The sequence below is a fragment of the Streptomyces odontomachicola genome, assembly GCF_039605595.1.
Lineage (GTDB): Bacteria > Actinomycetota > Actinomycetes > Streptomycetales > Streptomycetaceae > Streptomyces.
Genome location: NZ_JBCFOK010000014.1, coordinates 143,211 through 166,425, shown reverse-complemented (window position 1 = coordinate 166,425; position 23,215 = coordinate 143,211). Strand labels below are relative to the sequence as shown.

The following is a 23,215-nucleotide window of genomic DNA, read 5'->3' as shown; positions in this document are numbered from 1 at the left end:
TGCGGCTGGTTACAGCAGTTCGAGCAGCTTGTCGGTGAACTCCGCCGTGCCGGCCGTGCCGCCCAGGTCGCGGGTGCGCAGATCGGTCTTGGCCAGGACGGCGGCGATGGCCTCGGTGATCTCGTGGGCGGCCCGGGGGTGGCCGAGGTGGTCGAGCATCATGGCCGCCGACCAGATCGCGCCCAGCGGGTTGGCGACGCCCCGGCCCGCGATGTCCGGCGCCGAGCCGTGCACCGGCTCGAACATGGACGGGAACTCGCCCGCCGGATTGAGGTTGGCGGACGGGGCGATGCCGATGGACCCGGCGACGGCGGCGGCCAGGTCGCTGAGGATGTCGCCGAAGAGGTTGGAGCCGACGACGACGTCGAAGCGCGCGGGTTCCAGGACGAACTTGGCCGCCAGGGCGTCGATGTGCTCCTGGTCCCAGGCCACCCCGGGGTGGTGCGCGGCGCGTTCGGCCACGAGCTGGTCCCAGAACGGCATGGTGTGCACGATCCCGTTCGACTTGGTCGCCGAGGTGAGCCGGCCGCCGCGACGGTCCGCCAGCTCGAAGGCGTACTCCAGGACCCGCGTGACGCCGGCGCGGGTGAACACGGCCTCCTGGACGGCCATTTCGTCCTCGAACCCCCGGTTGAGGCGGCCGCCGGCCTCGCTGTACTCGCCCTCCACGTTCTCGCGGACCACGACGAAGTCGACCTCGCCCGCCACCGCGCCGTGCACCGGGCTCTCGATGCCCTCGAAGACGCGGACCGGGCGCAGGTTGACGTACTGTCGGAAGCTGCGGCGGATCGGGATCAGCAGGCCCCACAGCGAGACGTGGTCGGGCACGCCCGGGTAGCCCACCGCGCCGAGCAGGACGGCGTCCTTGTCGCGGAGTTGGTCGATGCCGTCCTCCGGCATCATCGCGCCCTCGCGCAGATAGCGCGCGCAGGACCAGTCGTAGGCGGTGTAGCCCAGCGTGAAGCCGTGGCGGCGGCCCATGGCGTCGAGCACCTGCTGCGCGGGCGGCAGGACTTCGGCGCCGATGCCGTCGCCGGGGATGAGGGCGATGCGGTGGTCGGTCATGCCGCCGATTCCAGCAACGCGCCTGACACGGCGTCCAAGACGCAGTTCGCATCTGCCTTATAAGCAGGGGTTATCAGCAAGCGGGGGTTGGCGGCGAGCGGGGTGGTCAGCCTGTCCCGGCGTGGGCGCGTGCGGTGTCGAGGAACGCGGCGGCAGCGGGGGAGAGGGGGCCGCGGCGGCTGACGAGGCCGATCCGCAGGGCGGTCGCGGGCTCGATGTCCAGGACGCCCGCCCCCGCCTGCCGGGCCAGGTCCCGCCAGGACTCGGTGACCACCGCGTGGCCGACCCCGGCCAGCACCAGCGGCAGCAGCGCCACCCGGTGCTCGATCTCGGCCGCGACGGAGAAGTCGACGCCCTGCTCCCGCAGCGAGTCGACGTACGCCCGCATGCCCGTGCCCGGCTGGCCGACGATCAGCCGGAGCCCTGCCAGCTCCCCGCTCGCCACGCTGCGGCGCGCGGCGAGCGCGTCGCCCGGCGGTACGAGGAGGACGAAGCGCTGCTCTCCGAGGGCGAGCGAGGTGACCTCCTTGTCCGGCAGCGGTCCCGCCGAGGCGAGCAGTCCCAGTTCCACGGCCCCTGTGCGCACGGCCTCGACGACGTCGCGCGTGGTGAACACGGCCTTCACCGCCACCACCACCTCCGGGTAGCGGCCGCTGAAGGAGCGGATCAGCGTGGTGAGCGGTTCGACGGCCTGCGAGGGCATCGACGCCAAGTCCAGCCGCCCCGAGCGCAGTTCGTGTACGGAGGCGACGCTCGCCCGCGCGGTCTCCAGGCTGCGCACCGCCGCGCGGGCCGGTTCGATCAGCGCGCGTCCCGCCTCGGTCAGCACGGCGCGCCTGCCGATGCGGTGGAAGAGCTCGGAGCCCAGATCGCGTTCCAGGGCGCGAACGGTCTGCGAGAGCGAGGGCTGCGAGACGTACAGGGCGGTGGCCGCGCGGTTGAAGCTGCCGGCGTCGACGATCGCCAGGAAGTACGCGAGCTGGCGAATGTCCATCAGTGCTCTCCGCGGGTGGTCCTGGACGGCGTACGGCCCAGAGCCTAAACGCGGAACGGCGTGCCCTGCCGTGGCGTGGAGGCTTAAGAGCAGGCTACGGAATGTGAAGTTCCGTTACTTGCGCGGCGTTGATTTCCGCGGCGCTCCCGGCGGTTCCTCCCTGTGTAATCGTGGCGGATGACCTGCGGAAACCGAGGATGAAAGAATTTCAGCGCGCTCTCATTCATTCGCCCGTACATCTCGGTGCGGTGAACAGGATGCTGCGCGCACATGGAGTCGGGACGTGAATCCCGAAGTTTTCCGTGGAGATGACTTTGTTATTACTCGCCATGCGTCGGAAGTACCCGGATCGCCGCATGTGAATCCCCAGGCGGGGGCCCAGGGGTGACCCGATGGAGAAATCGGGCATAAGCTCCATTAAGCTCGTCCGAGGAAAATTAGGCCGCCCCGTCTGCTGGGCGTTCTCTGCCGAATGGGGGCCTTGACAGGTGATCCAGAGGCTGTGCAGGCTTTGTGGTACGTACCTGTTCGGGCATGGCGGAGCAATTCTCACTATCCGAGGAGATGCGCTGGTTGGTCGGCTTTCGTGTGTGCGTGTGTCTGACGCGTCTCTGCGCCAGGCAGTGGTTTCCCTGACGCGCTTCGGCCCTGAGGTGCGCTGAATCGGAATCGACCCCTGAGTGAAGTGCCGGCCATTTCCGGTGCGCGCATTTCGCTCAGCCGGGATGTTGGTTCCGCGCTCAAGGTTGTGTTCTGCCGGGCTCCCGGCTGCGTTATCTCTATTTGGTTGCGCGCCGCCGAGAATTTCCCTCGATATTGCCCTGCATTGCTGTGCGATGCGCGGGGTCGGCGCGACAGTGGATTTCCTGCGGCATCCTACGGAGAGGAGTGGCGACATGTCCTTGCCGGACGGCCACCTCATGGGAACGTCGAAGACCGGAACGTCGAAGATCGAACTGCTCGACTGCACCCTGCGCGACGGCTCGTACGCCGTCGACTTCCAGCTCGACGAAGGGTTCGTGACGAGTCTGTTAACCCGGCTGAACGAGACCCCGGTCAGCAAGGTCGAGATCGGTCACGGGCTCGGGCTCGAGGCGGAACGGACCGGGATCAGGGCCTGCAACATCGACGAGGACCGCTGGAGCGAGATCGCCGGCGTCACGCTGACGGACAAGCCGTGGGGCATGTTCGCGCAGCCGGGCTTCAGCAGGCTGGAGACGATCGAGAACCTGAGCAAGAACGGCATGTCCTTCGTCCGCCTCGGGATGGAACCCGAGAAGGTCCCCGGCAACCTCGAGTACGTGCGCCGGTGCACCGAGGTCTGCGACCAGGTCTATCTGAACCTGATGAAGTCGAGCGCGACCCCGGTCGAGAGGCTCCTCGGCTTTCTGGAGGACGTCCCCGACACCGTCGAGGGCATCTACGTCGTCGACTCCTACGGCGCGATGCTCCCCGACGCCGTGCACAGCTATGTCAGCGCGGTACGGCGGCACTTCCCCGTGGTCGGCTTCCACGGCCACGACAACCTCGGCATGGCGAACATCAACAGCATGACCGCCTTCGAGGCCGGCGCGACCATCGTCGACGCCACGCTCAACGGCATCGGGCGGGGCTCGGGCAACGCCGCGATCGAGTCGCTGGCCGGGGTGGTCAAGCTGGAGCGGGGCGACCTGTTCGACTACCAGGAGCTCGCCCAGCTCGCCGAATACTCCCGGGTCAACATGGACGCCATACGCGAGGACCGCACCATGCAGGTCCTCGGCGCCGTCATCGGCATCCACTCCGGCTTCTTCCCGCTGGTGGAGCAGCTCGCGGCCGAGTACCGCACGGACCCCGCGCGGCTGATGGAGACCGCGGTCGTGATCGCCGACCACAGCCCCGGCAAGGACGACTTCCGCGAGGCGGCCCTCCGCATCGACGCCTAGAGCCGATCCGCGAGACACGCCCCCGTCAGCTCCACACCCGGAAGCGACATCCGGACGCGGCATGCGGAAACGGCACCCGGATGCGATCCCCGGCAGCGCTCCGACCGACCGGCGAACAGGAGAAGCAGTGAAACTGGCCAGGACCGCCCCCGCCACGCGCCCGAGCGAGATCGTGGTGAGCCACCGCGACAGGTGGCTGCCGTTGAAGAACATGCACGGCTACGCGGGGATCACCCGCATCGCCGACCTCGTGGGCGAGCAGGAGCTGCGCGAACTGGGTGAGGCCCTGCGACGGCAGGGCGACGCCACCGAACCCGTGGAGGTGGAGGAGGCGTTGGCCGCCTCGGTCGCCGACCGCGGCACCGACATCTGGGGCGCGGGCCTCAACTACCTGCGCCACTCCGAGGATTTGGAGACCCAGCAGCCGTCCTCGGGCCCCGGCTCGTACCTGCGGCCGTCCGGCTGCCTCATCGGCAACGGCGACTACATCGAGCTGCCCGTGCAGTCCAAGAGGGTGACCGCGGAGGCCGAGTTGGGGCTGGTCATCGGCACGGAGTGCAAGGACGTCCCGCGCGACGCCTGGCAGTCGGTGGTGGCGGGGGTCACCGGCGTCCTGGACATGACCGCCGAGGACGCGATCAGGGAGAACCCGCGGTACATCCCGTGGTCCAAGGGCTTCGACACGTTCTGCAGCATCGGCCCGGTCCTGGTGACCCTGGACGAGTTCGGGCACACCCTGGACGACGTACGGATCGCCACGGTCCTAAACGGCGAGACGGTCGCCTCGGCCGCCCCCACCTCGATGAAGTACGACGTGGGGTATCTGGTCGAGTACTTCACCGCGGGCCGCACCCTCGCCCCCGGCACCGTGATCTGCACCGGCACTCCGGGCGCCACGGTGATCAACGCGGGCGACAGGGTCCAGGCCGTCGTCGAGGGCGTGGGCACGCTCGCCCACCCCGTCCGTTGAGCGCGGCACGGAACGCCGCGGCCGAACCGGGCGCGGTGCCGCAGGAGCTCGTGGGCAAGCGCGCGTTGGTGCTGTGCGGCACGCGGGGTATCGGCCTCGGCGTCGCGCGGTGCCTGGCACGCGAGGGCGCCGCGGTCACGGTCACCGGCACCGACGAGGACCGGGCGGCGAAGGCGGCCGACGGGTTGCCGGGGGCCGGGCACGCCTCGCTGGCCTGCGACTTCCGGGATCCGGCCGGTGTCGGTGAACGGGTCGCAGGCGCCGGCCCCTTCGACATCGTCCTCCTCAACTCGCCGGGGGCCGCGCCCCGTCCGGTGGACGAGCTGTCCGTAGGGGATCTCCAGCAGGCGATCGACGTGATGCTGCTGTCGCTGCACAGCGTGGTCGCCGCGGTGCTGCCGGGGATGAAGCAGCGGGGCTGGGGGCGGCTCGTCGCGGTCACCTCCAGTTCCCTGTTCACCCCCATCAGCAGCCTGGCGGCCTCGTCCGTGGCGCGGTCGGCGGTGGAGTCGTACCTGAAGCTGCTCGCGGAGAGCGCAGGACCCTTCGGCGTCACCGTCAACCACGTGGTCCCCGGCAAGGTCGACACCGACCGGCTGCGGGCGGTCGAGGCGGCCACCGCCGAACGGCTGGGCACCGACGCCGATGCGGTGCGCGCGAGAACGCTGGAGTCCATACCGCTCGACCGCTACGGCACCCCCGACGACCTCGGCGAACTGGTCGCCTTCCTCGCGAGCGACCGGGCCGCCTACATCACCGGGACCGGCATCCGCTGCGACGGCGGATTCGCGAAGTCGCTCTGAACGACAGGCCGGTCCGCACGACAGGCCGCTGTGAACGACAGGCCGGTCCACACGACAGGCCGACCCGTACGACGGGCCGATCCGAACGACAAGCCGGCCGTACGAAGGGTGCGCCGCACGCGTGCGCACCCGCACCCCCGGACCGGCAACGGCACATCACACAGGAGGAGGGCCAGGTGCACACTCGCTACACGTCGGTCGCCGGCGCGGTCGACCGTGCCGTGCGGGAGTTCCCGGACCACGACGCGCTGGAGACGGCGGACAGGACCTTCAGCTACCGGGAGTTCGGCGCGCTCACGGACGACTTAGCGCGGCGGCTCGCCGAACACACTGCGCCGGGGGAGTTCGTCGGCATCGAGAGCCGTCGCGACGCGGGCGCCGTCGTCGCCGTGGTCGGCGCGCTCAAGGCCCGCCGGCCGTTCGTCATCATCGACGGCCGGGACAGCGAGTCCTCCAACGCCGACAAGGTACGGCTGCTCGGACTCCGTACCCTCGCCGCCACCTCCTCGCCCGACGGGCACGTGGACCTCACCGAGGTGCCGCGGCGGTGGCTCCCCGACGGGCGCGCGCCCGGCATCCCCTGGCAGCCGCCGCGCGCACTCCCCTCCGACGGCGGTGAGGTGGGGTACGCGATCTCCACCTCGGGCTCCACGGGAAAGCCCAAGTGCGTCCTGGTCCGCGCGGCGCCGCTCGCTCCGGTGATCCGCGACCACGTCGAGCGCCTGGAGGTCGGCCCGGGATCCCGTACGCTCCAGTTCGCGCGGCTGACCTTCGACGGCTGCCTCACCGAGATCCTGTGGACCCTCACCGCAGGGGCCTGCCTGGTCGTGCTGGACGAGTCACGCCTGGCGCCGGGGGCGATCCTCGCGGAGACCCTGGAGCGGTCCCGGATCAGCCACCTCAAGACCACGCCCTTCGCCCTGACCGTGACCGCGCCGACCCCGGCGATGCGCCTGGAGCACGTGGTCAACGGAGGCGGCCCGTGCCGTCTTTCGGTGCTGCGGAAGTGGTCGGCGGCCACGCGCTTCCACAACGCCTACGGACTGACCGAGACCACGGTCTGCAACCTCCTCACCGATCCGCTCGACCCCGACGAGTGCCGCGAGTCGGTGCCGCTGGGCACCGTGGTGGGGGACTGCGCCTACCACCTCCGCGAAACGGAGCCGGAACTGGAGACGGAGGCGGAGGGCGCCCGGCCCCGCCGCGGCGAACTGGTCATCACCGGCGAGAGCGTCGCCCTCGGCTACCTCACCGAGCACGGCCTCCGGCCATTCCGGGAGGACGGGACCGAGGCGTACGGAGCCGAGCCGTACGGGGCCGAGCAGGACGGAGCCGGGGCCGTCTACCGCACCGGCGACATCGTCGAGGAGCGCGACGGCAGCCTGCACTTCGTGGAGCGCGCCGACCGGCAGGTCAAGGTGCGCGGCTACCGGCTCGACCCCGGCGAGATCGAGAACGCCGTGTGCCGGCTGGAGACCGTCGCGGACGCCGTGGTCGTGGCCGAGGCGCACGACAGCGCGGACGCCGACGACCTGGACGTGCTGGTCTGCTACTACCAGGGCGGCACCGACGCGCGCACCGTGCGGCGGCATCTGGAGCGGGTCCTCGACTCGTACAAGATCCCCTCGGTGCTCGACCGCGTCGAGTCCTTCCCCTACACCCCGAACGGGAAGGTCGACCGCGAGGCCCTGCGCGCCGGGCGGCGACGGGTCTCCGCGCAGCGGGAGCCGCATTCCGCGGGCGGGCCCGACCAGCGCGTACTGCACCTCGTACGGACCCTCACCGGTGTCGAGGACGTGCAGTTGGACGACAACTTCTTCGACGTCGGGGGCGATTCGGCCTCGGCGGTCGTGCTCGTGACCAAGATGAAGGAGCTGGGCTGGCGGGACGTGGGCATCCGCGACGTGCTGCGCGCCGAGAACCTGCGCGGGCTGACCGAGCAGCTTCCGGAACGGAGCGTCTAGCGCGATGTGCGGCCTGTGCGGAACCTTCGCGCCGGACGGCACCCTGGACAGGGCCGTCGCGGCGACCATGCACGCCAAGCTCACGCACCGGGGACCGGACGAGAGCTATTCGCTGAGCACGCCCTCGTTGTCGGTGAAGCTGGGCCGCCTGGGCATGACCGCGCTCAGGGACGGCTGGCAGCCCGTCGAGGACTCCAGCGGCCGCTTCGCCGCCATGACCAACGGGGAGATCTACAACGCCGCCGAGCTGAACGCTCGCCTCGGGCGGCACCAGTCCGCGAACCGGGTCGACGTGGCCGTGGTCCCGGAGCTGTTCGCGCGCTACGGCGTGGCCGGGCTCGAACTCATCGACGGTCAGTTCGCCACCGCGATCCACGACCGCAGCCGGGACCTGCTGTACCTCGGGCGCGACCGGTTCGGGATCTGCCCGCTGTTCTACACGGTCGCCGGTACGCACGTGCACTTCTCCTCGGAGCTGAAACCGCTGGTCACGTCCGTGCCCAAGGCATGGGGCCTGGACATCGGCGCGGTCGACCAGTACCTGTCGCTGGGCAACATCCTCGCTCCGCGCACCCTGGTGCGGGACGTCCATGCCGTGGAGCCCGGATGCGTGGTGCGGTTCGGCGACGGGGCTCCCGAGACCCTGCGCTACTGGCGGTACGGGCATTTCGAGACGGCTGACGCCCCGTCAGGCGGCGAGGTGTCCGGCACCCTGCGCGGCGCCGTACGCGACCGGCTGCGCGCCGACGTCGAGATCGGCGCCTATCTCAGCGGCGGCTTCGACTCCTCGGCGCTGGTCATGGAGGCCGCGGGCCTCCTCGAGAAGCCGCCCAGGACGTTCTCGGTTGTCTTCGAGGACGCGGCGCTGGACGAGGGGCGCTTCCAGCGCGAGGTGGCGGAGGCCGTGGGCAGCGAGCACCGGCAGATCCGGTGCAGCCCCCGGGACATCGCCGCCGGGTTCGAGGCGATGGTGCGGCACTGCTGCTACCCCCAGCGCGAGACGTACAACGTGGCCGCGCTCATGCTCGCCGAGGAGGTGCGGCAGACCGGGCTCAAGGGGGTGATCTCCGGCGAGGGCGCCGACGAGCTCTTCTTCGGCTACGACTCCTATGTCTTCGACAGCGCGCGCAGGAAGCCGCGCGAGAACCGCCACGAGAACGAACGGGCCTGGGGCAGGGCCGACTTCGGCTGGGAGGTCGACTGGGGTCGGCTGGAGCAGCGTCGCAGCCTGTGCGTGGCGCCCGCGGCCGAAGAGGCCCTGGCCGGCAACGAGTTCTGGCGGGAGCGGCTGATCCCCTTCACCGACGAGGAGGCCGCAGCGCTCACGCCGATGCAGCTGCGGTCCATCGCCGACGTGTACGTACAACTGGGCGGCCACCTGCTCGGGGACCACGGCGACTCCATGCTCATGGCCAACTCGGTGGAGGGGCGCTACCCCTTCCTCGGCAACGAGGTGGTGTCGCTGGCGCTGCGCACCGGCGACGAGGAGAAGGTGGCCGACTTCGAGGGCAAGGCGTGCCTGAAGGCGGCGTACGAGGAGACCGTGCCGCGGCAGGTGCTGCGGCGCGCGAAGCAGGGGTTCACGGCGTACAGCCTGGACGCGGTGGCCGGCGGGCCGCGGATGGCGCAGTGGCGGGAGCTCGTCGCGTCCAGCGGGGTCTTCCACCCGGACGCCCTCGACCGGGTGGCCGCCGCCTCCGCGCCGGACAAGTGGGATGTGCGCCTGAGCCTGATCAGCATCAGTGCGGTGATCGACGAGTTGGGGCTGCGGCTGTGACGGAAGTGACCGATGCGTGGAAGGACCTGATCGGCCCGGAGCAGTGGCGCTCCCGGGAGACCGTGTGGGTCGAGAACGAGACCGAGTACAGCCGACGCCAGGTGGGCGAGCTGGCGGCGGCGGTCGAGGACGCGCTCGCCCTCCACGGCGACGTGCGGGTGGCGGCCCTCCGGGCGGAGACCAGACTGGGCTTCTTCGCCGGGCAGTTGGGCGCCTGGCGGGCCGGCTGCGTCGCCGTTGCCGACGACGGCACCCTGGGGCCCGACGCGCTGGGCCACGTCAGGCCGGATGTGACCCTGGCCGTACGGCCAGGCGCCGATCCGGTGGTCGAGGAGGTCCGCCGGGTCGACCGGCGGCTGCGCGCCGACCGCATCCCCGAGGACGTGGTCGCGGTCAACTTCACCTCGGGCAGCACAGGAAGCCGCAAGGCCGTGGCGGTCACGCGCGGCAACCTGATCGCGACCTTCGCGGACCGCGGCCTGGACGTGAAGGTGGAGGAGGGGGAGCTCACCGCGGGGAGCTTCGCCACTCCCGCGTACGACGGCTGGTGGTTCGACACCTGGCGCACGGTCGCTGCGGGCGGCCGCGTGGTGTGCCTGCCCCATATCAACGAGGACGTGTTCGCCTGGCCGGAGCTCGCCGAGGAGTACGGGATCGACCGCGTGCTGCTGCCCGCCGCCGTGGTGGCCACGGTGGTCGGCTCGGTGCCCGAGTGCATCGCCGGCATTCCGTGGGTGTTCAGCGGCGGTGAGCAGTTCCAGGCCGCCACCTACCGGCAGGCCCGCGAGGCCGGTCTGACGAACCGCTTCGTCAACCTCTACGGCCCCACCGAGGCGACCTTCGCCACCCACCGCTACGACCCGCCCGAGGCGTTCGCGCAGGCGACGATGCCCATCGGCACCCCGCTGGACGGCTGCCGGCAGAGCCTGCAGGACCTGGACGGGTACCCGGACGACGTACGCCACCTGGTGGTTTCCGGACCCCTCGTGTGCGCCGGCTACCTGGAGGACGGCGAACTCACCCGGCCCTTCCCGGTGCTGGACGGTCACGCCTCCTACCGGACCGGCGACATGGTGCGCGAGGACGGCGACGGCAACCTGGTCTTCGCGGGCCGGCTCGACAGCGAGATCAAGGTGAACGGGAAGCGGGTGGACGCCGCGGCCCTCGAACGCGAGGTGGCGAGCCTCCCCGACGTCCTGGAGTGCCGGGTGGCCCAGGACGGCCGCGGCACGGTCGCCTTCGTACGGCACGGCGGCGGGGCCTCGGCGGGCGAGGCCGTCCGCGCGGATCTCGCGAGCGCCGTCCGGGCCTTCTCGCCCGCGATCCGGCTCCAGTTGGTCGACGCGTTCCCGACGAAACCCGGCGGAAAGATCGATTTCCCCTCCCTGATGAACAGTTTTCACTTAAGCGAAAGGGTCGGAGAGAAATGAAAGAACTCACGCCAGCCACGATCGTCGAGTGCCTGCAGCACGTCCTGGGCCGGGAACTGGGGGAGGACGAGGACATCTTCGCCGCCGGAGTCGACTCGCTCGCCGTCCTGCGCTGCCGTGCCCGGCTGAAGGAGCAGACGGGCGTGAAGATGCCGGGCCACGTCTTCTTCGAGGGGCGCACACCGGCCCGTATCGCCGACCTGATGGGAGCGCACAGTGCTGGTGATTGAGGACAGCCCGCTGTATTCGGCCGAGTTCTTCGCCGTCGACGACCCCTGGAAGTACCTGGCCGACCTGCGCGAGAACAACCCGGTCTCGATCCACCGCAGGGCCGACGGCTACGAGTTCTACGCGCTGACCCGCTACGCCGACGTGTACGCGGCCTATGTCGACCACCGGCGGCTCAGCTCCGCCTACGGGACCATGATCGACGGCTCCTACCTCCCGCAGAAGGACTCCGCCTCGGGGCGCATGCTCATCGTCGCCGACCAGCCCGAGCACACGGCCATCCGCAAGCCGATCAAGAGCAGCGGGTTCAACCGCAAGATGCTGGCCAGGATCGGCGAGACGGTACGCCGCAACATCCGCGACGAGCTGGAGAAGCTGTCGGCCGGCGACCGCATCGACTTCAGCAAGTCCGTGGCCCCCGCGCTGCCCAAGGGCGTCCTAGAAGTGCTCTTCGGCATCGCGCCGCAGGACGCCGACGACCTCCTGGAGGCCACCCGCACGATGATCGGCTACCGCGACGCGGCGTACACCGGCACCTCGCCCCTGGACGCGCTCGTGGACGCGCAGCTCGACGTCCTGGAGTTCATCGGCGAACTCCTCACCGAGCGCATGGAGTCGGGCTCGGACGAGGACATGATCGGCTTCCTCGCGCGGCTCGTCGCCTCCGGCGACATCCCCTTCGACGTGGCGGTGCTCAACGGGCTGAACGTCGCGGTCGGCGGCAACGAGACCACCCCGCACACCGCGAGCCTGACCATCGACACCCTCCACGCCGAACGCGCCCAGTGGCAGAAGGTGGTGGACGGCGAGGTGTCCTGCGAGGTGGCCACGCAGGAGTTCCTGCGCTGGACCTCCACCAACAGCTACGTGCAGCGGCTGACCGTCGAGGACTTTCCCGTCGGCGACCACGTCATACCCGCCAACAGCTTCGTCGCCCTGTGGAACATGTCGGCCAACCGCGACGCGGCCGTCTTCGACCGGCCCGACACCTTCGTGATCGACCGTCCCGACAACAAGCAGCTCGCCTTCGGCGCGGGCGTGCACCGCTGCATCGGCGCCCCGGTGGCCTCACTCGAGATCCAGACCTTCATCGAGGAACTGGCCGCCTGGGACAAGGAGTTCGTGGTGGTCGAGCCACCCCAGCGGCTGCATTCCAACTTCATGCTCGGACTGACCGAGCTGCAGGTCGAAGTGGTAGACGCCAAGGACGTACGCCGGTGAGCGGGCCGGGCGGGGCGAGTGGCCTGATCGTCTCCTTCCCGGCCGCAGGCCACACCAGACTGGCGCAGATGGAGAAGATCGCCGCGCGACGCGGCGCGGCTCATCTGAGCCTGCGGAACCCGGCATCGGTGGCGGCCCTGCAATCGGGGGAGTGGAGCGAGCACTGCCTCGCGGAGGCGGGACGCGCCCGCGCCGGGGCTCCCGGAGGACACGTCCTCCTGGCCGGACACTCCATGGGAGGACTCTCCGCGGTCACCCTGCGCGCCGCCCTCGCGGCGCGGCTCGGCCGGCCGCCCGAGCTGCTCCTCGTCAACACCCCTTGCCCGGACTCTTCAGGAAGAATACCGACGATGTCGCACATGAAAGACACCGAGATCGCCGAGATCTTGGCACGCGACGGGTTCCCGCAGGACCTCCTCGACGACGAGGGCACACTCGCGGAGATCGCCGACGGCCTGCGCGAGGACGCCGTCGTCGCCGACCACCTCGCCGAACGGACCGCCTCGCACGCCCCGCTCGACACGCTGCACGTGCTCTCGGCGCGCGGCGACGCCTTCATCCCCGCCGAGCGCTGCGCGGCCTGGGACGAGCATGTATCGGGGGACTTCCACCTGACGTTCGCGAACGGGGGCCACTCCCTCGACGCCCCGCTGACCGACGCCCTCGCCCGCGCCGTGGACGCCGTCCTGGTACGCGCCGAAGCGGGGGTGGCATGAGCGGTCTGCAGAAATCACTGGGCGGCGCCGTGGGCACCTTCCTGGCGCTGTCCACGATCCTGGGCAGCGGCATGATGATCCTGCCCGGCACCAGCTACCACCAACTGGGCCGCGCCGCATGGATGCCCTGGGCCATCGCCGCACTGGCCGTGGTGCCCCTGCTCTACTGCTACGCGTGGCTGGGCCGCCGCTACCCCTCGGCCTCGGGGGTGGCGCACTACTCGGAAGTCGCCTTCAACCCGACCGTCGCGCGCTCCTCCGGGCTGCTGGCGATCCTCGCGCTGGTCACCGGCATCCCGGCGACCGCCCTCACCGGCGGGCGCTACGTCGCCGACTTCTCCGGGGTGCACAGCTTCACCTGGCTCTTCCCCGTGCTCGTGCTCGCGGCCGGCGCCGCCGTCGCGTGCGCGGGCGCCAACGTCTCGGGCCGGCTCCAGGTGACCTTGGTGCTGGCCCTGTTCGTGCTGGTCCTGTGCACCGCGCTGGTCGGGCTCGGCGCGCACGGCGTCGAGGCGCCGAGCGTCGGGCTGCCGAAGTTCAGCACGCTCGGAGCGGTGCTCACGGCCGTGTTCGTCGCGTTCACCGGCTGGGAGACGGTGGCCTTCACCTTCGAGGAGCACAAGCGCCCCGACGCCATCCCGCGCATCTTCGCCGCCTCCTACCTCATCGTGGTGGCGCTGTACGGGCTGCTGCTGCTCAGCCTCTTCGCGACCGTCGACGCCGGGAACGACGGACTCGACTCCGCGCCGCTCCTGCTGCTGGCGGAGCGCTCGCTCGGCGAACTGGCACGCCCGGCCACGCTGATCCTGGTCGCCTCCGCCATCACCGCGAACGTCTTCGCCTCGGTCCTGGCGCTCTCCCGCCTGGTCTTCGGCATGGCGCGCAGCGGGTACCTCCCCGCGCCGCTCACCCGGACGCGCGTACGGGACGGCAACCCGGTCACCTCGGTGCTGACCGTCGGCGCGCTGCTGACGCTCATCGCCGTCCTGGTGGCGAGCGGACTCGTGCCGCTGGAGGCCCTGTTCATCGTGTCGGGCGGGATCTACTTCGTGCTGTACGGAGTGGGCGCGGCCGCGTTCGCGCGGCTGGCCCGGGGCGGCAGGGCGCGGATCGTGAGCGTGCTGTGCGGCGTCACCGTGGTGTGCGTGACGCTCCTGGCGGGGCCGTCCATGTGGTCGTCCTGGGTGCTGTTCGCCCTCGTCGCGCTGGTCTTCGCGCTGCTGCGCCGCAAGACGCCGGCGGAGGCCGAGCCCGAACGCGTGAAAGCCCCGCAATAGGGGTCAGGACGGCGGCTGTTGGAGGAGTGTGCGATGAACGACGGAGACCGTTCCACGGTGTTCTTCCCCGGAGCAGGGTCCTTCGGCAGCGAGTTCCGGCCGTTGACGGAGGCGCTCGGCCCGGCGTCCTGGGCCGTGCGCTACCCGGGGCGCTTCGGGCGCGACTTCGGCGAACCGGCCGCCTCCTTCGACGCGGTCGTCGGCGCGTGCGTCGAGCAGGTCACCGGGCGCGCCGACCCGCGCCCGGTGCTGTTCGGGCACAGTTACGGGGCCTATGTGGCGTACGCGTCGGTGCTCGCGCTCGCCGAGGCGGGCATCGAGGTCGCGGCGCTGGTGGTGGCCGGCGCCGCGGCTCCCGCGCTGGTGCGGGTGCCGCCGGAGGCAGCCGGCTCACCCGAGGGCGCGGCGTCGTACCTCGATGCCGTCGACCCCCGCCTGCTGGCCGAGGCGCCCTCGGAGGACTGGCGGAGCGTCCTGGCCGAGACGGCGGCCCAAGACCTGCGCCTGCTCGGCGAGTTCGCATCCGCCGACTCCGCCCTCGCCCGCGTCCGCTGCCCCGTCCTGGCCGTACGCGGCGAACACGACCCGCTGGCCCCGGACGACGCGGTCACCGAGTGGAAAGGCTCCACGGAAGGGGCCTTCACCCACCACACGGTCCCCGGCGGGCACTCCGACTTCCTGCGCTCGCCGGAATTCGCCACGTGGCTGCGGGAGATGGTGGAGGGCATCGGCGGGTGAGCGGGGCGGGGCCGAGGGCGGTCGGGGACACCGCGGCGCGGTTCCACGGTGTCCGCTGAACGAGGGCCCCACCAGCGCTTTCGGCCGGATGCAGCCTCCGCGGTGCAGCGCCAGCACCCGGTTGGCCATTGCGCAGGTCTCCTCCAGAGTGCGTGGCGAACAGGGTCGTGCAGCCCGCGCCGCTCTGCTCCCGCATGGCCGCCCAGAAGGGGACAAGAGCCAACCCCACGGGCGCGGGGAGCGCAGCCCTCACCGCACCTACTGACTCGTCCCTTCCGCGAGCAGGATGCGGCCCATGGACGCATCTGCCGGCACGTCCCCGTTCCTGCTGCGCAAGCTCGCCCGCCGATTCGCCACCTTCGACACCGACGGCGACGGCTACATCGACCGGGCCGACTTCCAGTCCGCCTGCGACCGCCTGGGCGCCGCCTTCGCCCTCGGCGCCGACGCCCCGGAGCTCAAGCACCTGCGGGAGCTGAGCGACGGTGTGTGGCAGCGCCTGGCCCAGGCGGCGGACGCCGACGCCGACGGCCGCATCGACCTGGCCGAGTACCAGGCGGCGTTCGCCGCGGGACTGCTGGTCACCCCCGCCTCCTTCGACGCGGGCTACGCTCCCTTCCTCGACGCCATCATGGACATCGCCGACACCGACCAGGACGGCAAGCTCACCCGGGACGAACAGGTGCGCTGGACCGGCGCGCTGATGGGCTTGGCTGAGGCGGACGCCCGGGAGGTCTTCGGCCGGCTCGACCGCGACGCTGACGGTCTGATCAGCCGCGACGAGATGCTGGCGGCGATCAGGGAGTACTACTTCGCGGAGGAGCCGACTTCGGCCGGCGCATGGCTGCTGGGGCCCCTCGATCCGTACTGAGGCGACGTCGATGCGGCCGCGGTCCGAGGCCGGTCGGCCACGCTGGTCGGTGCGGTGGGCCGGCACCGCTTCGAGGCCGTCCTGGAGCGTGGCCGCCCGGCCCGGTGTACGAGGTGAAGCGCCTCGGTCGCTACGCCGCCGAACTCATCGCACTCGCCGTCCACTCGCCGCCCCAGCCGCCTCGCCGCCCACGGCCCGTCCCGGCCCGGCCCGACCCGTTCCGGCCCTGGAACGCTCCCGGCGTGACGGCGGACGCGCGTGCCCGGCCCGCTGATCCCGGGAGCCACGGATGCTGGAGAAGTTCAGGGCGCAGGCACGGGGACGGAGAGCGGAACGCCGGACGTACGCCGACTACACCGGTGGCGTCTACGGTTCGCTGCTCGCCGCCTCCGTCGTGGTGGGAGCCGGCACGCTCGGAGCCTTCCCGAGGCTGGAGCTGGCGTTGCTGCTGCTGGCCACCGGGGTCGTCTTCTGGCTCGCGCACGTCCACGCCCAACTCTTCGGCGCACGCATGGCGCAGCGCTCCTGGAACAGGGGAGCGGTGCTGCACGTGTGCCGTGAGGAGTGGCCCATCGTGGAGGCCGCCGTGCCTCCCACGGCCGCCGTGCTCGTCAGCCCCCTGCTGGGCCTGGACGTCCAGGGGGCGACCTGGCTCGCCCTCGCCGTCGCCCTGCTCGGACAGATGGGCTGGGCGACCGCTGCCGCGCGGCGCGCGGGGGCCGTCTGGCGCGAGGTGGTCCTCACCGACGTGGTCAACCTCGTGATCGCTCTGCTGATCGTGGCCCTCAAGTTCGCGCTGAAGCACTGACCGGGGGCCGCACTCGTACGGTGGATGATGCTGAGCGAGCCGCGCGCACCCTGCCCGACGCGTCAGTGGCGGGGCGTCAGCGGCGCGGTGTCAGGGGCAGGGGCGGGGCGCCTCCGGGGAAGAGGTACTTGGCAGTCAGCAGGGGGCGGCCGTACGCCGAGACGGTCTGGGTCAGCAGCATCGCGGGCGTCTCGGCCGGACGGGAGACGGCGCGGCCGCGCTCCTCGCCCAGCACGGTCGCGCCGAGCGTGCCGCGGGCGGTGAAGGCGAGGCCGGGGGCGAGGTCCAGGAAAAGGGCGAGCATGGTGCCGGGGGCCGCCTCCTCGCCGGACGCCTCGAGCGCGTCGGGCAGCGCGTGCCCCGCGACGGCGCGCAGCGCGGACGCGTCGGCGGCCCACTCGTGCGCGAAGCAGGCGGGAGTTGCGTCCACCTCCACGACGGTCTCCCAGAAGCGGGAGCGTTCCGTGGGGGCCATGCGCAGGTGGTGGCCCGAGAAGTCGGTCGGCTCCTCCAGCTCGACGGCGCGACGGCGGCACCGTACGGTCCCTGGCCCGAGCAGCGCCTCGACGGGCAGCAGGCGCTCCAGGCCGGGGGAGGGCGGAAGCTGGCTGACGGTGCTCCCCGCGCCCTGGCGGCGGGTGATGACGCCGTCCTCCTGGAGCAGGATCAGCACCTCGCGCAGGGCCGAGCGGCTCACGCCCAGGTCGGCGGCGAGTTCGGGTTCGGGCGGGAGCCTGGCGCCCGGCGGGAAGGTGCCGTCGTCGATGGAGGCCACGACCCGCTGGTAGAGGCGGACGCGGGGGGAGTGCCGGCGGTCTCCCTTGGGGGGCATGGCGGCTCCGGATCCGTGGGGATTTCTGTAGGACATTTCCTGGCGCACGTGCACCTGTGACCTGTGCCGGATGAGCGCCGGCCGAGTGCGCACCCCAGCGTAACCTCGCCCGCTGCCTCGTACGTTCGTGCCCGAGACCTCTTGTCCTGACCGGGGGCCGGGGCTACTGTCGCCAGCCATTGATTGTCCGACAATCTTGGCCGACCTCGCTCCCTCCCCCTCACCCGGAAGTCATCCCATGCCCGTCTCCCCTTCCCGCCCGCTGCTCATGGACTGCGACACCGGCATCGACGACGCCGTCGCGCTCCTCTACCTGTGCCAGACCCCGGGCGTCGACCTGCGCGCCGTCACGACCGTCGCGGGAAACACCAGCGCCGCGCAGGCCGCGCGCAACACGCTCCAGGTGCTGGAGGCCGCAGGCCGCACCCGCATACCCGTCGCCGCCGGTGCGGGCAGCACCCTGCGCGGGGTCACGCGCGCCGAGGCCCACCATGTGCACGGGGAAGGCGGGCTCGGCGGCGTCGTGCGGCCCGCGCCCGCCGCCGACCCCGACCCCCGGTCCGCCGCCGAACTCATCGTCGCGACGGCGCGTGAGGCGGGCGGCGAGCTGGAGATCCTCGCCACGGCGCCGCTCACGAACCTGGCGCTCGCCCTGCGCGCCGAACCCCGCCTGCCCGAACTCGTCCGCCACGTCACGGTGATGGGCGGGGCCGTGCACCATCCGGGCAACATCAGCCCCGTCGCCGAGGCCAACATCGGCAACGACCCCGAGGCGGCGGAGCTGGTGCTCTCGGCCGGCTGGGACCTCACGCTCGTCCCGCTCGACGTGACGATGCGGGAGAACCTGACCGAGGCGCACCGGCAACGGCTGCTCGCCGCCGGAACTCCCGTGGGGACGCTGGCGGGAGAGATCCTCGACTTCTACTTCGCCTTCCACGAGGAGACGGCCCTGCCCTTCCGCGGCTCGGCCCTGCACGATCCCCTCGCGGCCGGCATCGCCGTCGGGGAGGTCGAGCCCCTCTCGGCGCCCCGGGTGCCGGTCACCGTGGACACGGCGGACGGCGCGGCGCGGGGCGCCGTCGTGGCCGACACGCGCGGCATCCACCAGGGCTATCCCCCGCTCCCCGGCGCCAACGCGCGCGTGGTGCTGGAGACGGACGGGACCTTCCCCGAACTGCTCGTCGAGCGGCTGTGCGGAACGGGCCGGCGGGACGGACACGACGGGCGGGAGACGCCATGACATCCGGTCCCCTCACCGAGCCGCCCGTGCCGCCCGTGCCGCCCGTGAAGAGGGCGACGGGCACCTTCGCGCTGATGGCGGCCCTGCTCGCCGCCTGCGTCGCCTTCCAGCTCAACGCCAGCATGCTCAGCCCGGCGCTCGTCACCATGGCCCGCGAACTGCGTACCGACGAGGCGGGCACGGGACTCTCGCAGACGGCCTACTTCACCGCCTGCGCGGTCTTCTCCCTCTTCCTGCCCCGCTTCAGCGACATCGCGGGGCGCCGCCGCGTCCTGCTGTGGATGCTCGCCGTGCTCACGGCCGGCTCGGCGGGGGCCGCGCTCGCGCCGAACATCGCCGTGCTCGACATCGCCAGGGTCGTCCAGGGCGTGTCGGGGCCCGTCGTGCAGATCTCGCTGCTGACGCTGCGCTCCGAGATCTCCGAGCCCCGGCGCTTCGGCACGCTCATGGGCGTGATCACCGCCGTGAACGGCGGCATCGCGGGGGTCGACGCGCTCGCCGGCGGCTGGCTGGCCTCGAACTTCGGCTTCCGCAGCGTCTTCTGGACGATCGCGGCCTTCGCCGCGCTGGCCGTGGCGGCCGTCGCGCTGGGCTGCCCCGAATCGCGCCCGTCCGCCGGGACGCCGATGGACTGGCCCGGTGTGCCCCCGCTCGTGGTGACGGCCGCCGCGCTGCTCCTGGCCGTCGACGAGGCCAAGAAGCTCGGCGCGGCGAACTGGCCGCTGGCTGCAGGACTTCTGGCCGTCGCGGCGCTCGCGTTCGCCGCGTTCTGGCGGATCGAGAAACGCAGCCGCCACCCTCTCGTACGCATCGGCGACCTCAAGCAGCGCGCGAGCTGGGCGCCGCTGCTGACGACGCTGCTCACGCTCATCGGCGTGTTCGCCCTCGTCAACGGCGTACTGATCTCGTTCGCGCAGAACAGGCACGCGGGATTCGGCATGGACCCCGGTACCGCCTCCCTCCTCTTCCTCACGCCGCTCGCCCTGGTGGGCTGGCTCGTCGGCCCGTTCACCGGGCGGCTGGCGCCGGTCCTCGGATACGGGCGGATGCTGCGCTGGGGCCTGGCAGGGAGCGTGGCGGTGGTCGTGGTGATGGCGCTGGTGGGGGTGCACGCGCGCCCCGTCATGATCGGCTGCGCCCTGCTGCTGGGCGTCACCTACGCGGGCATGGCCAACATCATCCTGAACCTGCTCGGCGTCGTGCTCGCGCCCCGCGACCATCCTGGCTTCCTGCCGGGGCTCATCTCGGCCGCCTTCGGGCTCGGCGCGGGCCTGAGCTTCGCGCTGCTGTCGGCCGTGCAGGTCACCGGCAGCCCGGCCGGCAGCTCCTCCGACGGCGGGTACGTGGCGGCCATGCTCACCGGCGCCGCCGTACTCGCGGCCGCCTACGCCGCCTCCTTCCTCATCCCCCGGCCGCGCGCCGCCGAGGTCCCACCCGCCGACGAGCCCGGTTCCGCCCCCGCACCAGCGGCGAGGACCGCGCCGTGATCGCAGCCGCCGGGAGCCTCGCCGTCGCCGTCGCCCTCGGTGGACTGAGTACGCCGGGCAGCCGGGCTCCGCACGCGCGCGGAACCTGACCCGCCGGGGACCGGACGCGACACCGCCGCGGACCCCGGGGCGGCTATCGCTGAGCGTTCAGCGCCCTGCACAGGGCGGCGAGTGCTCCGGGGAAGAGGTGCTCCGGAGGTGTCGCGTAGCCGACGACGAGCGCGCCGCGCGGCACCGCGGCCGGTGCGTGGGTGAGGTGCTCCAGGCCGCCGACCGCCAGCCCCTCCCGCGCCGCCGCCCGCACGACCCGCTGCTCCTCCGCTCCCTCCGGCAGCTCCACCAGCGCGTGCAGCCCGGCCGAGATGCCGGAGACCCGCACCTGTGGGCACTTGCGGGCCAGTTCGGCCACCAGGCGGTCCCGGCGGCGCCGGTAGCGTCCCCGCATCGCCCGTACGTGGCGGTCGTACGCCCCCGAGCGCAGGAACTCCGCCAGCGTGAGCTGCTCCACCGACCCCACGACGCCGCCCTGGCCCGGTCCTGACAGGGCCTCCTGCATCTCGCCGACGAGCCGGTGCGGCAGCACCATCCAGCCCAGCCGCAGCGCCGGTGCCAGCGACTTGCTCGCGGTGCCGCAATACACCACGCGCTCCGGATCGAGGCCCTGGAGCGCGCCCACCGGCTGGCGGTCGTAGCGGAACTCGCCGTCGTAGTCGTCCTCGACGAGCAGGCCGTCCGCCGCGCGTGCCCAGTCCACGGCCGTCGCCCGCCGCCGCGCCGGCAGCGCCACCCCCGTGGGGAACTGGTGCGCCGGGGTGAGCAGCGCCGCCTGCACGTCCAGCTCCGGCAGCGCGGCGGTGGCCGTGCCGTCCTCGTCGTACGGGAGGGCCGCGAGCCGTACGCCGGCGCCGGCCAGCAGCGCACGGTGGTGCGGCGCGCCGTAGGACTCCACCGCCGCCCGCCGTACCCCGGCCGCGCGCAGCACCCGCGCCAGCGCCGCCAGCCCGTGGGTGAACCCCGCGCACACCACGGTCCGTTCGGGGTCGGCGTCCACGCCGCGTACGCGGGCGAGGTAATCCGCGAGGGCGTGGCGCAGCTCCGTTCGTCCCGCCGGCCCCTGGTAGCCGAAGGCCTCGCTCGGGGCAGCGGCCAGCGCGCGGCGGGTGGCGGCGGACCAGGCCGTACGGGGGAAGGCGGAGGCGTCCGGCTGGCCGGGCAGGAGGTTGTACGTGGCGGCCGGGTTGAGCGGGTGGCGGGGCGGGGGCGCGGGCCGCCCGGCGCGCGCCCGCTGGGGCTCGGCCCGCTGGGCCACCCGCGTGCCCGAGCCCTGCCGGGCGGTCAGCCAGCCGGCAGCGACCAGCTCGGCGTAGGCGTCGGCGACGGTGTTGCGCGCCATGCCCAGGTCAGCGGCGAGCGCCCGGGAGGAGGGCAGCTTGGTGCCGGGGGAGAGCCGGCCGCTGCGCACCGCCTCGCGCAGCGCCCGGACCAGCGCGACGCCGGATCCGCGGCCTCCGCCCCGTACGTCGTCCAGGTGGAGGTCGAGCGAAGTGGCCCAGTTGGAAGGCATGGAATTGCACCATACACCTGGGCCGCCGGGAGCCTAGGGTCGCTCACATGACACAGCGACTGAACTTCTTCCAGGCGGCCCCCGACATCTACAAGGCCGTCTTCGCCCTGAGCAGGACGGTCGGCGAGGGCATCGACCCGGGGCTGGTGCACCTGATGGAGCTGCGCGCCTCCCAGATCAACCACTGCGCGTACTGCCTCGACATGCACACCAAGGACGCCCGCCACGCCGGCGTGTCCGAGGAGAAGATCTCGATGGTGGCGGCCTTCGAGGAGGCCGAGGAGTTCTTCACCGCCAAGGAGCGCGCCGCGCTCGCGCTGACCGAGTCGGTGACCGTGCTGACCGACGGGCACGTGCCCGACGCGGTGTACGAGCGGGCCGCCGCGCACTGGAACGAGCAGGAGATCGCCCAACTCATCGGCGTCATCGCGACGATCAACACCTGGAACCGCCTCAACGTCGCAGCCCGCACCCCGGGCGGCCACTACAAGCCGGGCATGCACGGATGACCGGTCCGGCCACCGGGGTGGCGGCCTTCCGCGCCCTGCACCACGGCCGCGGCCCCCAGGACCCGCTGATCCTGCCCGGGCCCTGGGACGCGGCCAGCGCACGCGTCTTCGCCGCCGCCGGCTTCCCGGCGCTCGCCACTCCCAGCCACGGGGTCGCGGAGTCGCTGGGCTATGGCGACGGCGAACTCACGCCGCCGGACGAGATGTTCGCGGCGATCCGCCGCATCGCCCGGGCCGTGTACGTGCCCGTCTCCGCTGACGTCGAGGCCGGGTACGGACTGCCGCCCGGCGAGCTCGTGGAGCGGCTCGCCGAGGCGGGCGCCGTCGGCTGCAACCTGGAGGACACCGTCCTCCCCGGCAAGCGGCTGCGCGATCCCGCCGAGCAGGCCGACTACCTGGCGGCGGTGTGCGAGGCGGCCGACGGCCACCTGTTCGTCAACGCCCGCATCGACACCTTCCTCCGCGGCGTCACCGACCCGCAGGCGGCCGTCGACCGCGGGCGGCGCTATGCGGCGGCGGGCGCGGACTGCGTCTACCCGATCGGCGCGCCGCCGGAGCATCTGCGCCTGCTGGCGACGGAGATCGGACTGCCCCTCAACGCCCTCGCCCTCCCCGACGGCCCCTCACCGGCGAAGCTGGCCGCCCTGGGCGCCACCCGGATCACCTTCGGCGGCGGGCTCCAGCAGCGGGCGATGGAGGCGGTGACGGAGATCGCGGCGGGGCTGGGGGAGCGGTAAGGGGTGCCGCCTCGCCGGCCAGCGGCAACCGCACGCCCTCCCGCGCGGACCGGGCCGGG

Annotated in this window: 21 protein-coding genes; 17 read left to right on the top strand and 4 right to left on the bottom strand. The window is 72.2% G+C overall.

All coding sequences use genetic code 11. The annotated features are described in order from the left end of the window. Window positions 1–9: 9 nt before the first annotated feature. Entirely contained in the window at window positions 10–1,065 is a 1,056-nt protein-coding gene (locus tag ABEE00_RS24930) for a tartrate dehydrogenase (protein ID WP_345747889.1), read from the bottom strand. Window positions 1,066–1,171: 106 nt separating this feature from the next. Then, window positions 1,172–2,059 carry a LysR family transcriptional regulator gene (locus ABEE00_RS24925; RefSeq protein WP_345747888.1) on the bottom strand — a complete coding sequence of 296 codons (888 nt, stop codon included), beginning with the start codon at window positions 2,057–2,059 and terminating at the stop codon, window positions 1,172–1,174. Between the two features lie 896 nt (window positions 2,060–2,955). On the opposite strand from ABEE00_RS24925, the gene ABEE00_RS24920 reads away from it, so the two are divergent. The 13 genes from ABEE00_RS24920 to ABEE00_RS24860 all read left to right on the top strand — a co-directional run bounded on the left by ABEE00_RS24920 (window position 2,956) and on the right by ABEE00_RS24860 (window position 16,787). Continuing rightward, window positions 2,956–3,984, top strand: coding sequence for a beta/alpha barrel domain-containing protein (locus ABEE00_RS24920; RefSeq protein ID WP_345747887.1), 1,029 nt, complete (start codon window positions 2,956–2,958; stop codon window positions 3,982–3,984). Window positions 3,985–4,111: 127 nt separating this feature from the next. After that, a complete protein-coding gene (locus tag ABEE00_RS24915) occupies window positions 4,112–4,954 on the top strand; it encodes a fumarylacetoacetate hydrolase family protein (RefSeq protein WP_345747886.1) in 843 nt (280 codons plus the stop codon). Then, window positions 4,951–5,757, top strand: coding sequence for an SDR family oxidoreductase (locus tag ABEE00_RS24910; protein ID WP_345747885.1), 807 nt, complete (start codon window positions 4,951–4,953; stop codon window positions 5,755–5,757). The genes ABEE00_RS24915 and ABEE00_RS24910 overlap by 4 nt, the downstream gene beginning before the upstream one ends. Before the next feature lie 176 nt (window positions 5,758–5,933). After that, window positions 5,934–7,721: a non-ribosomal peptide synthetase gene (locus ABEE00_RS24905; protein ID WP_345747884.1), complete on the top strand. Its 1,788-nt coding sequence runs from the start codon at window positions 5,934–5,936 to the stop codon at window positions 7,719–7,721. A 4-nt stretch (window positions 7,722–7,725) separates the two neighbouring features. Continuing rightward, window positions 7,726–9,498, top strand: coding sequence for an asparagine synthase (glutamine-hydrolyzing) (gene asnB / locus ABEE00_RS24900; RefSeq protein ID WP_345747883.1), 1,773 nt, complete (start codon window positions 7,726–7,728; stop codon window positions 9,496–9,498). A 5-nt stretch (window positions 9,499–9,503) separates the two neighbouring features. Beyond that, a complete protein-coding gene (locus tag ABEE00_RS24895) occupies window positions 9,504–10,928 on the top strand; it encodes an AMP-binding protein (RefSeq protein ID WP_345747882.1) in 1,425 nt (474 codons plus the stop codon). After that, a complete protein-coding gene (locus ABEE00_RS24890; RefSeq protein WP_345747881.1) occupies window positions 10,925–11,158 on the top strand; it encodes an acyl carrier protein in 234 nt (77 codons plus the stop codon). Before ABEE00_RS24895 ends, ABEE00_RS24890 begins: the two co-directional genes overlap by 4 nt. After that, window positions 11,145–12,377 carry a cytochrome P450 gene (locus ABEE00_RS24885; protein ID WP_345747880.1) on the top strand — a complete coding sequence of 411 codons (1,233 nt, stop codon included), beginning with the start codon at window positions 11,145–11,147 and terminating at the stop codon, window positions 12,375–12,377. The genes ABEE00_RS24890 and ABEE00_RS24885 overlap by 14 nt, the downstream gene beginning before the upstream one ends. After that, window positions 12,374–13,093 carry a thioesterase II family protein gene (locus tag ABEE00_RS24880; RefSeq protein WP_345747879.1) on the top strand — a complete coding sequence of 240 codons (720 nt, stop codon included), beginning with the start codon at window positions 12,374–12,376 and terminating at the stop codon, window positions 13,091–13,093. The genes ABEE00_RS24885 and ABEE00_RS24880 overlap by 4 nt, the downstream gene beginning before the upstream one ends. Beyond that, window positions 13,090–14,370 carry an APC family permease gene (locus ABEE00_RS24875; RefSeq protein ID WP_345747878.1) on the top strand — a complete coding sequence of 427 codons (1,281 nt, stop codon included), beginning with the start codon at window positions 13,090–13,092 and terminating at the stop codon, window positions 14,368–14,370. The genes ABEE00_RS24880 and ABEE00_RS24875 overlap by 4 nt, the downstream gene beginning before the upstream one ends. Window positions 14,371–14,403: 33 nt before the next feature. Next, window positions 14,404–15,108 carry a thioesterase II family protein gene (locus tag ABEE00_RS24870; protein ID WP_345747877.1) on the top strand — a complete coding sequence of 235 codons (705 nt, stop codon included), beginning with the start codon at window positions 14,404–14,406 and terminating at the stop codon, window positions 15,106–15,108. 295 nt (window positions 15,109–15,403) lie between these two features. Then, the gene (locus ABEE00_RS24865; RefSeq protein WP_345747876.1) at window positions 15,404–15,979 is read left to right on the top strand and encodes an EF-hand domain-containing protein; all 576 of its coding nucleotides are present in this window, start codon (window positions 15,404–15,406) and stop codon (window positions 15,977–15,979) included. A 289-nt stretch (window positions 15,980–16,268) separates the two neighbouring features. Beyond that, window positions 16,269–16,787, top strand: a complete 519-nt coding sequence (locus tag ABEE00_RS24860; RefSeq protein ID WP_345747875.1) for a hypothetical protein — start codon at window positions 16,269–16,271, stop codon at window positions 16,785–16,787. A gap of 76 nt (window positions 16,788–16,863) precedes the next feature. Here the strand turns inward: ABEE00_RS24860 and ABEE00_RS24855 are convergent, their stop codons facing one another. Further along, entirely contained in the window at window positions 16,864–17,619 is a 756-nt protein-coding gene (locus ABEE00_RS24855) for a GntR family transcriptional regulator (protein ID WP_345747874.1), read from the bottom strand. Between the two features lie 238 nt (window positions 17,620–17,857). On the opposite strand from ABEE00_RS24855, the gene ABEE00_RS24850 reads away from it, so the two are divergent. Further along, entirely contained in the window at window positions 17,858–18,859 is a 1,002-nt protein-coding gene (locus tag ABEE00_RS24850; RefSeq protein WP_345747873.1) for a nucleoside hydrolase, read from the top strand. After that, window positions 18,856–20,346, top strand: coding sequence for a uridine transporter UriT (uriT, locus tag ABEE00_RS24845; RefSeq protein WP_451918662.1), 1,491 nt, complete (start codon window positions 18,856–18,858; stop codon window positions 20,344–20,346). Before ABEE00_RS24850 ends, uriT begins: the two co-directional genes overlap by 4 nt. Before the next feature lie 133 nt (window positions 20,347–20,479). Here the strand turns inward: uriT and pdxR are convergent, their stop codons facing one another. Then, window positions 20,480–21,910: a MocR-like pyridoxine biosynthesis transcription factor PdxR gene (gene pdxR / locus ABEE00_RS24840; protein WP_345747872.1), complete on the bottom strand. Its 1,431-nt coding sequence runs from the start codon at window positions 21,908–21,910 to the stop codon at window positions 20,480–20,482. A gap of 47 nt (window positions 21,911–21,957) precedes the next feature. On the opposite strand from pdxR, the gene ABEE00_RS24835 reads away from it, so the two are divergent. Next, window positions 21,958–22,419, top strand: a complete 462-nt coding sequence (locus tag ABEE00_RS24835; RefSeq protein WP_345747871.1) for a carboxymuconolactone decarboxylase family protein — start codon at window positions 21,958–21,960, stop codon at window positions 22,417–22,419. After that, entirely contained in the window at window positions 22,416–23,156 is a 741-nt protein-coding gene (locus ABEE00_RS24830) for an isocitrate lyase/PEP mutase family protein (RefSeq protein ID WP_345747870.1), read from the top strand. The genes ABEE00_RS24835 and ABEE00_RS24830 overlap by 4 nt, the downstream gene beginning before the upstream one ends. The last annotated feature ends 59 nt before the right edge of the window (window positions 23,157–23,215 follow it).

Excerpts from the sequence above, each read along its gene's own strand:
- ABEE00_RS24830 (WP_345747870.1), top strand. The coding sequence starts at position 22,416 with ATGACCGGTCCGGCCACCGGGGTGGCGGCCTTCCGCGCCCTGCACCAC.
- ABEE00_RS24855 (WP_345747874.1), bottom strand. The coding sequence starts at position 17,619 with ATGCCCCCCAAGGGAGACCGCCGGCACTCCCCCCGCGTCCGCCTCTAC.
- ABEE00_RS24860 (WP_345747875.1), top strand. The coding sequence starts at position 16,269 with ATGCTGGAGAAGTTCAGGGCGCAGGCACGGGGACGGAGAGCGGAACGC.
- uriT (WP_451918662.1), top strand. The coding sequence starts at position 18,856 with ATGACATCCGGTCCCCTCACCGAGCCGCCCGTGCCGCCCGTGCCGCCC.
- ABEE00_RS24865 (WP_345747876.1), top strand. The coding sequence starts at position 15,404 with ATGGACGCATCTGCCGGCACGTCCCCGTTCCTGCTGCGCAAGCTCGCC.
- ABEE00_RS24870 (WP_345747877.1), top strand. The coding sequence starts at position 14,404 with ATGAACGACGGAGACCGTTCCACGGTGTTCTTCCCCGGAGCAGGGTCC.
- ABEE00_RS24890 (WP_345747881.1), top strand. The coding sequence starts at position 10,925 with ATGAAAGAACTCACGCCAGCCACGATCGTCGAGTGCCTGCAGCACGTC.
- asnB (WP_345747883.1), top strand. The coding sequence starts at position 7,726 with ATGTGCGGCCTGTGCGGAACCTTCGCGCCGGACGGCACCCTGGACAGG.
- pdxR (WP_345747872.1), bottom strand. The coding sequence starts at position 21,910 with ATGCCTTCCAACTGGGCCACTTCGCTCGACCTCCACCTGGACGACGTA.
- ABEE00_RS24925 (WP_345747888.1), bottom strand. The coding sequence starts at position 2,059 with ATGGACATTCGCCAGCTCGCGTACTTCCTGGCGATCGTCGACGCCGGC.
- ABEE00_RS24850 (WP_345747873.1), top strand. The coding sequence starts at position 17,858 with ATGCCCGTCTCCCCTTCCCGCCCGCTGCTCATGGACTGCGACACCGGC.
- ABEE00_RS24835 (WP_345747871.1), top strand. The coding sequence starts at position 21,958 with ATGACACAGCGACTGAACTTCTTCCAGGCGGCCCCCGACATCTACAAG.
- ABEE00_RS24875 (WP_345747878.1), top strand. The coding sequence starts at position 13,090 with ATGAGCGGTCTGCAGAAATCACTGGGCGGCGCCGTGGGCACCTTCCTG.
- ABEE00_RS24920 (WP_345747887.1), top strand. The coding sequence starts at position 2,956 with ATGTCCTTGCCGGACGGCCACCTCATGGGAACGTCGAAGACCGGAACG.
- ABEE00_RS24930 (WP_345747889.1), bottom strand. The coding sequence starts at position 1,065 with ATGACCGACCACCGCATCGCCCTCATCCCCGGCGACGGCATCGGCGCC.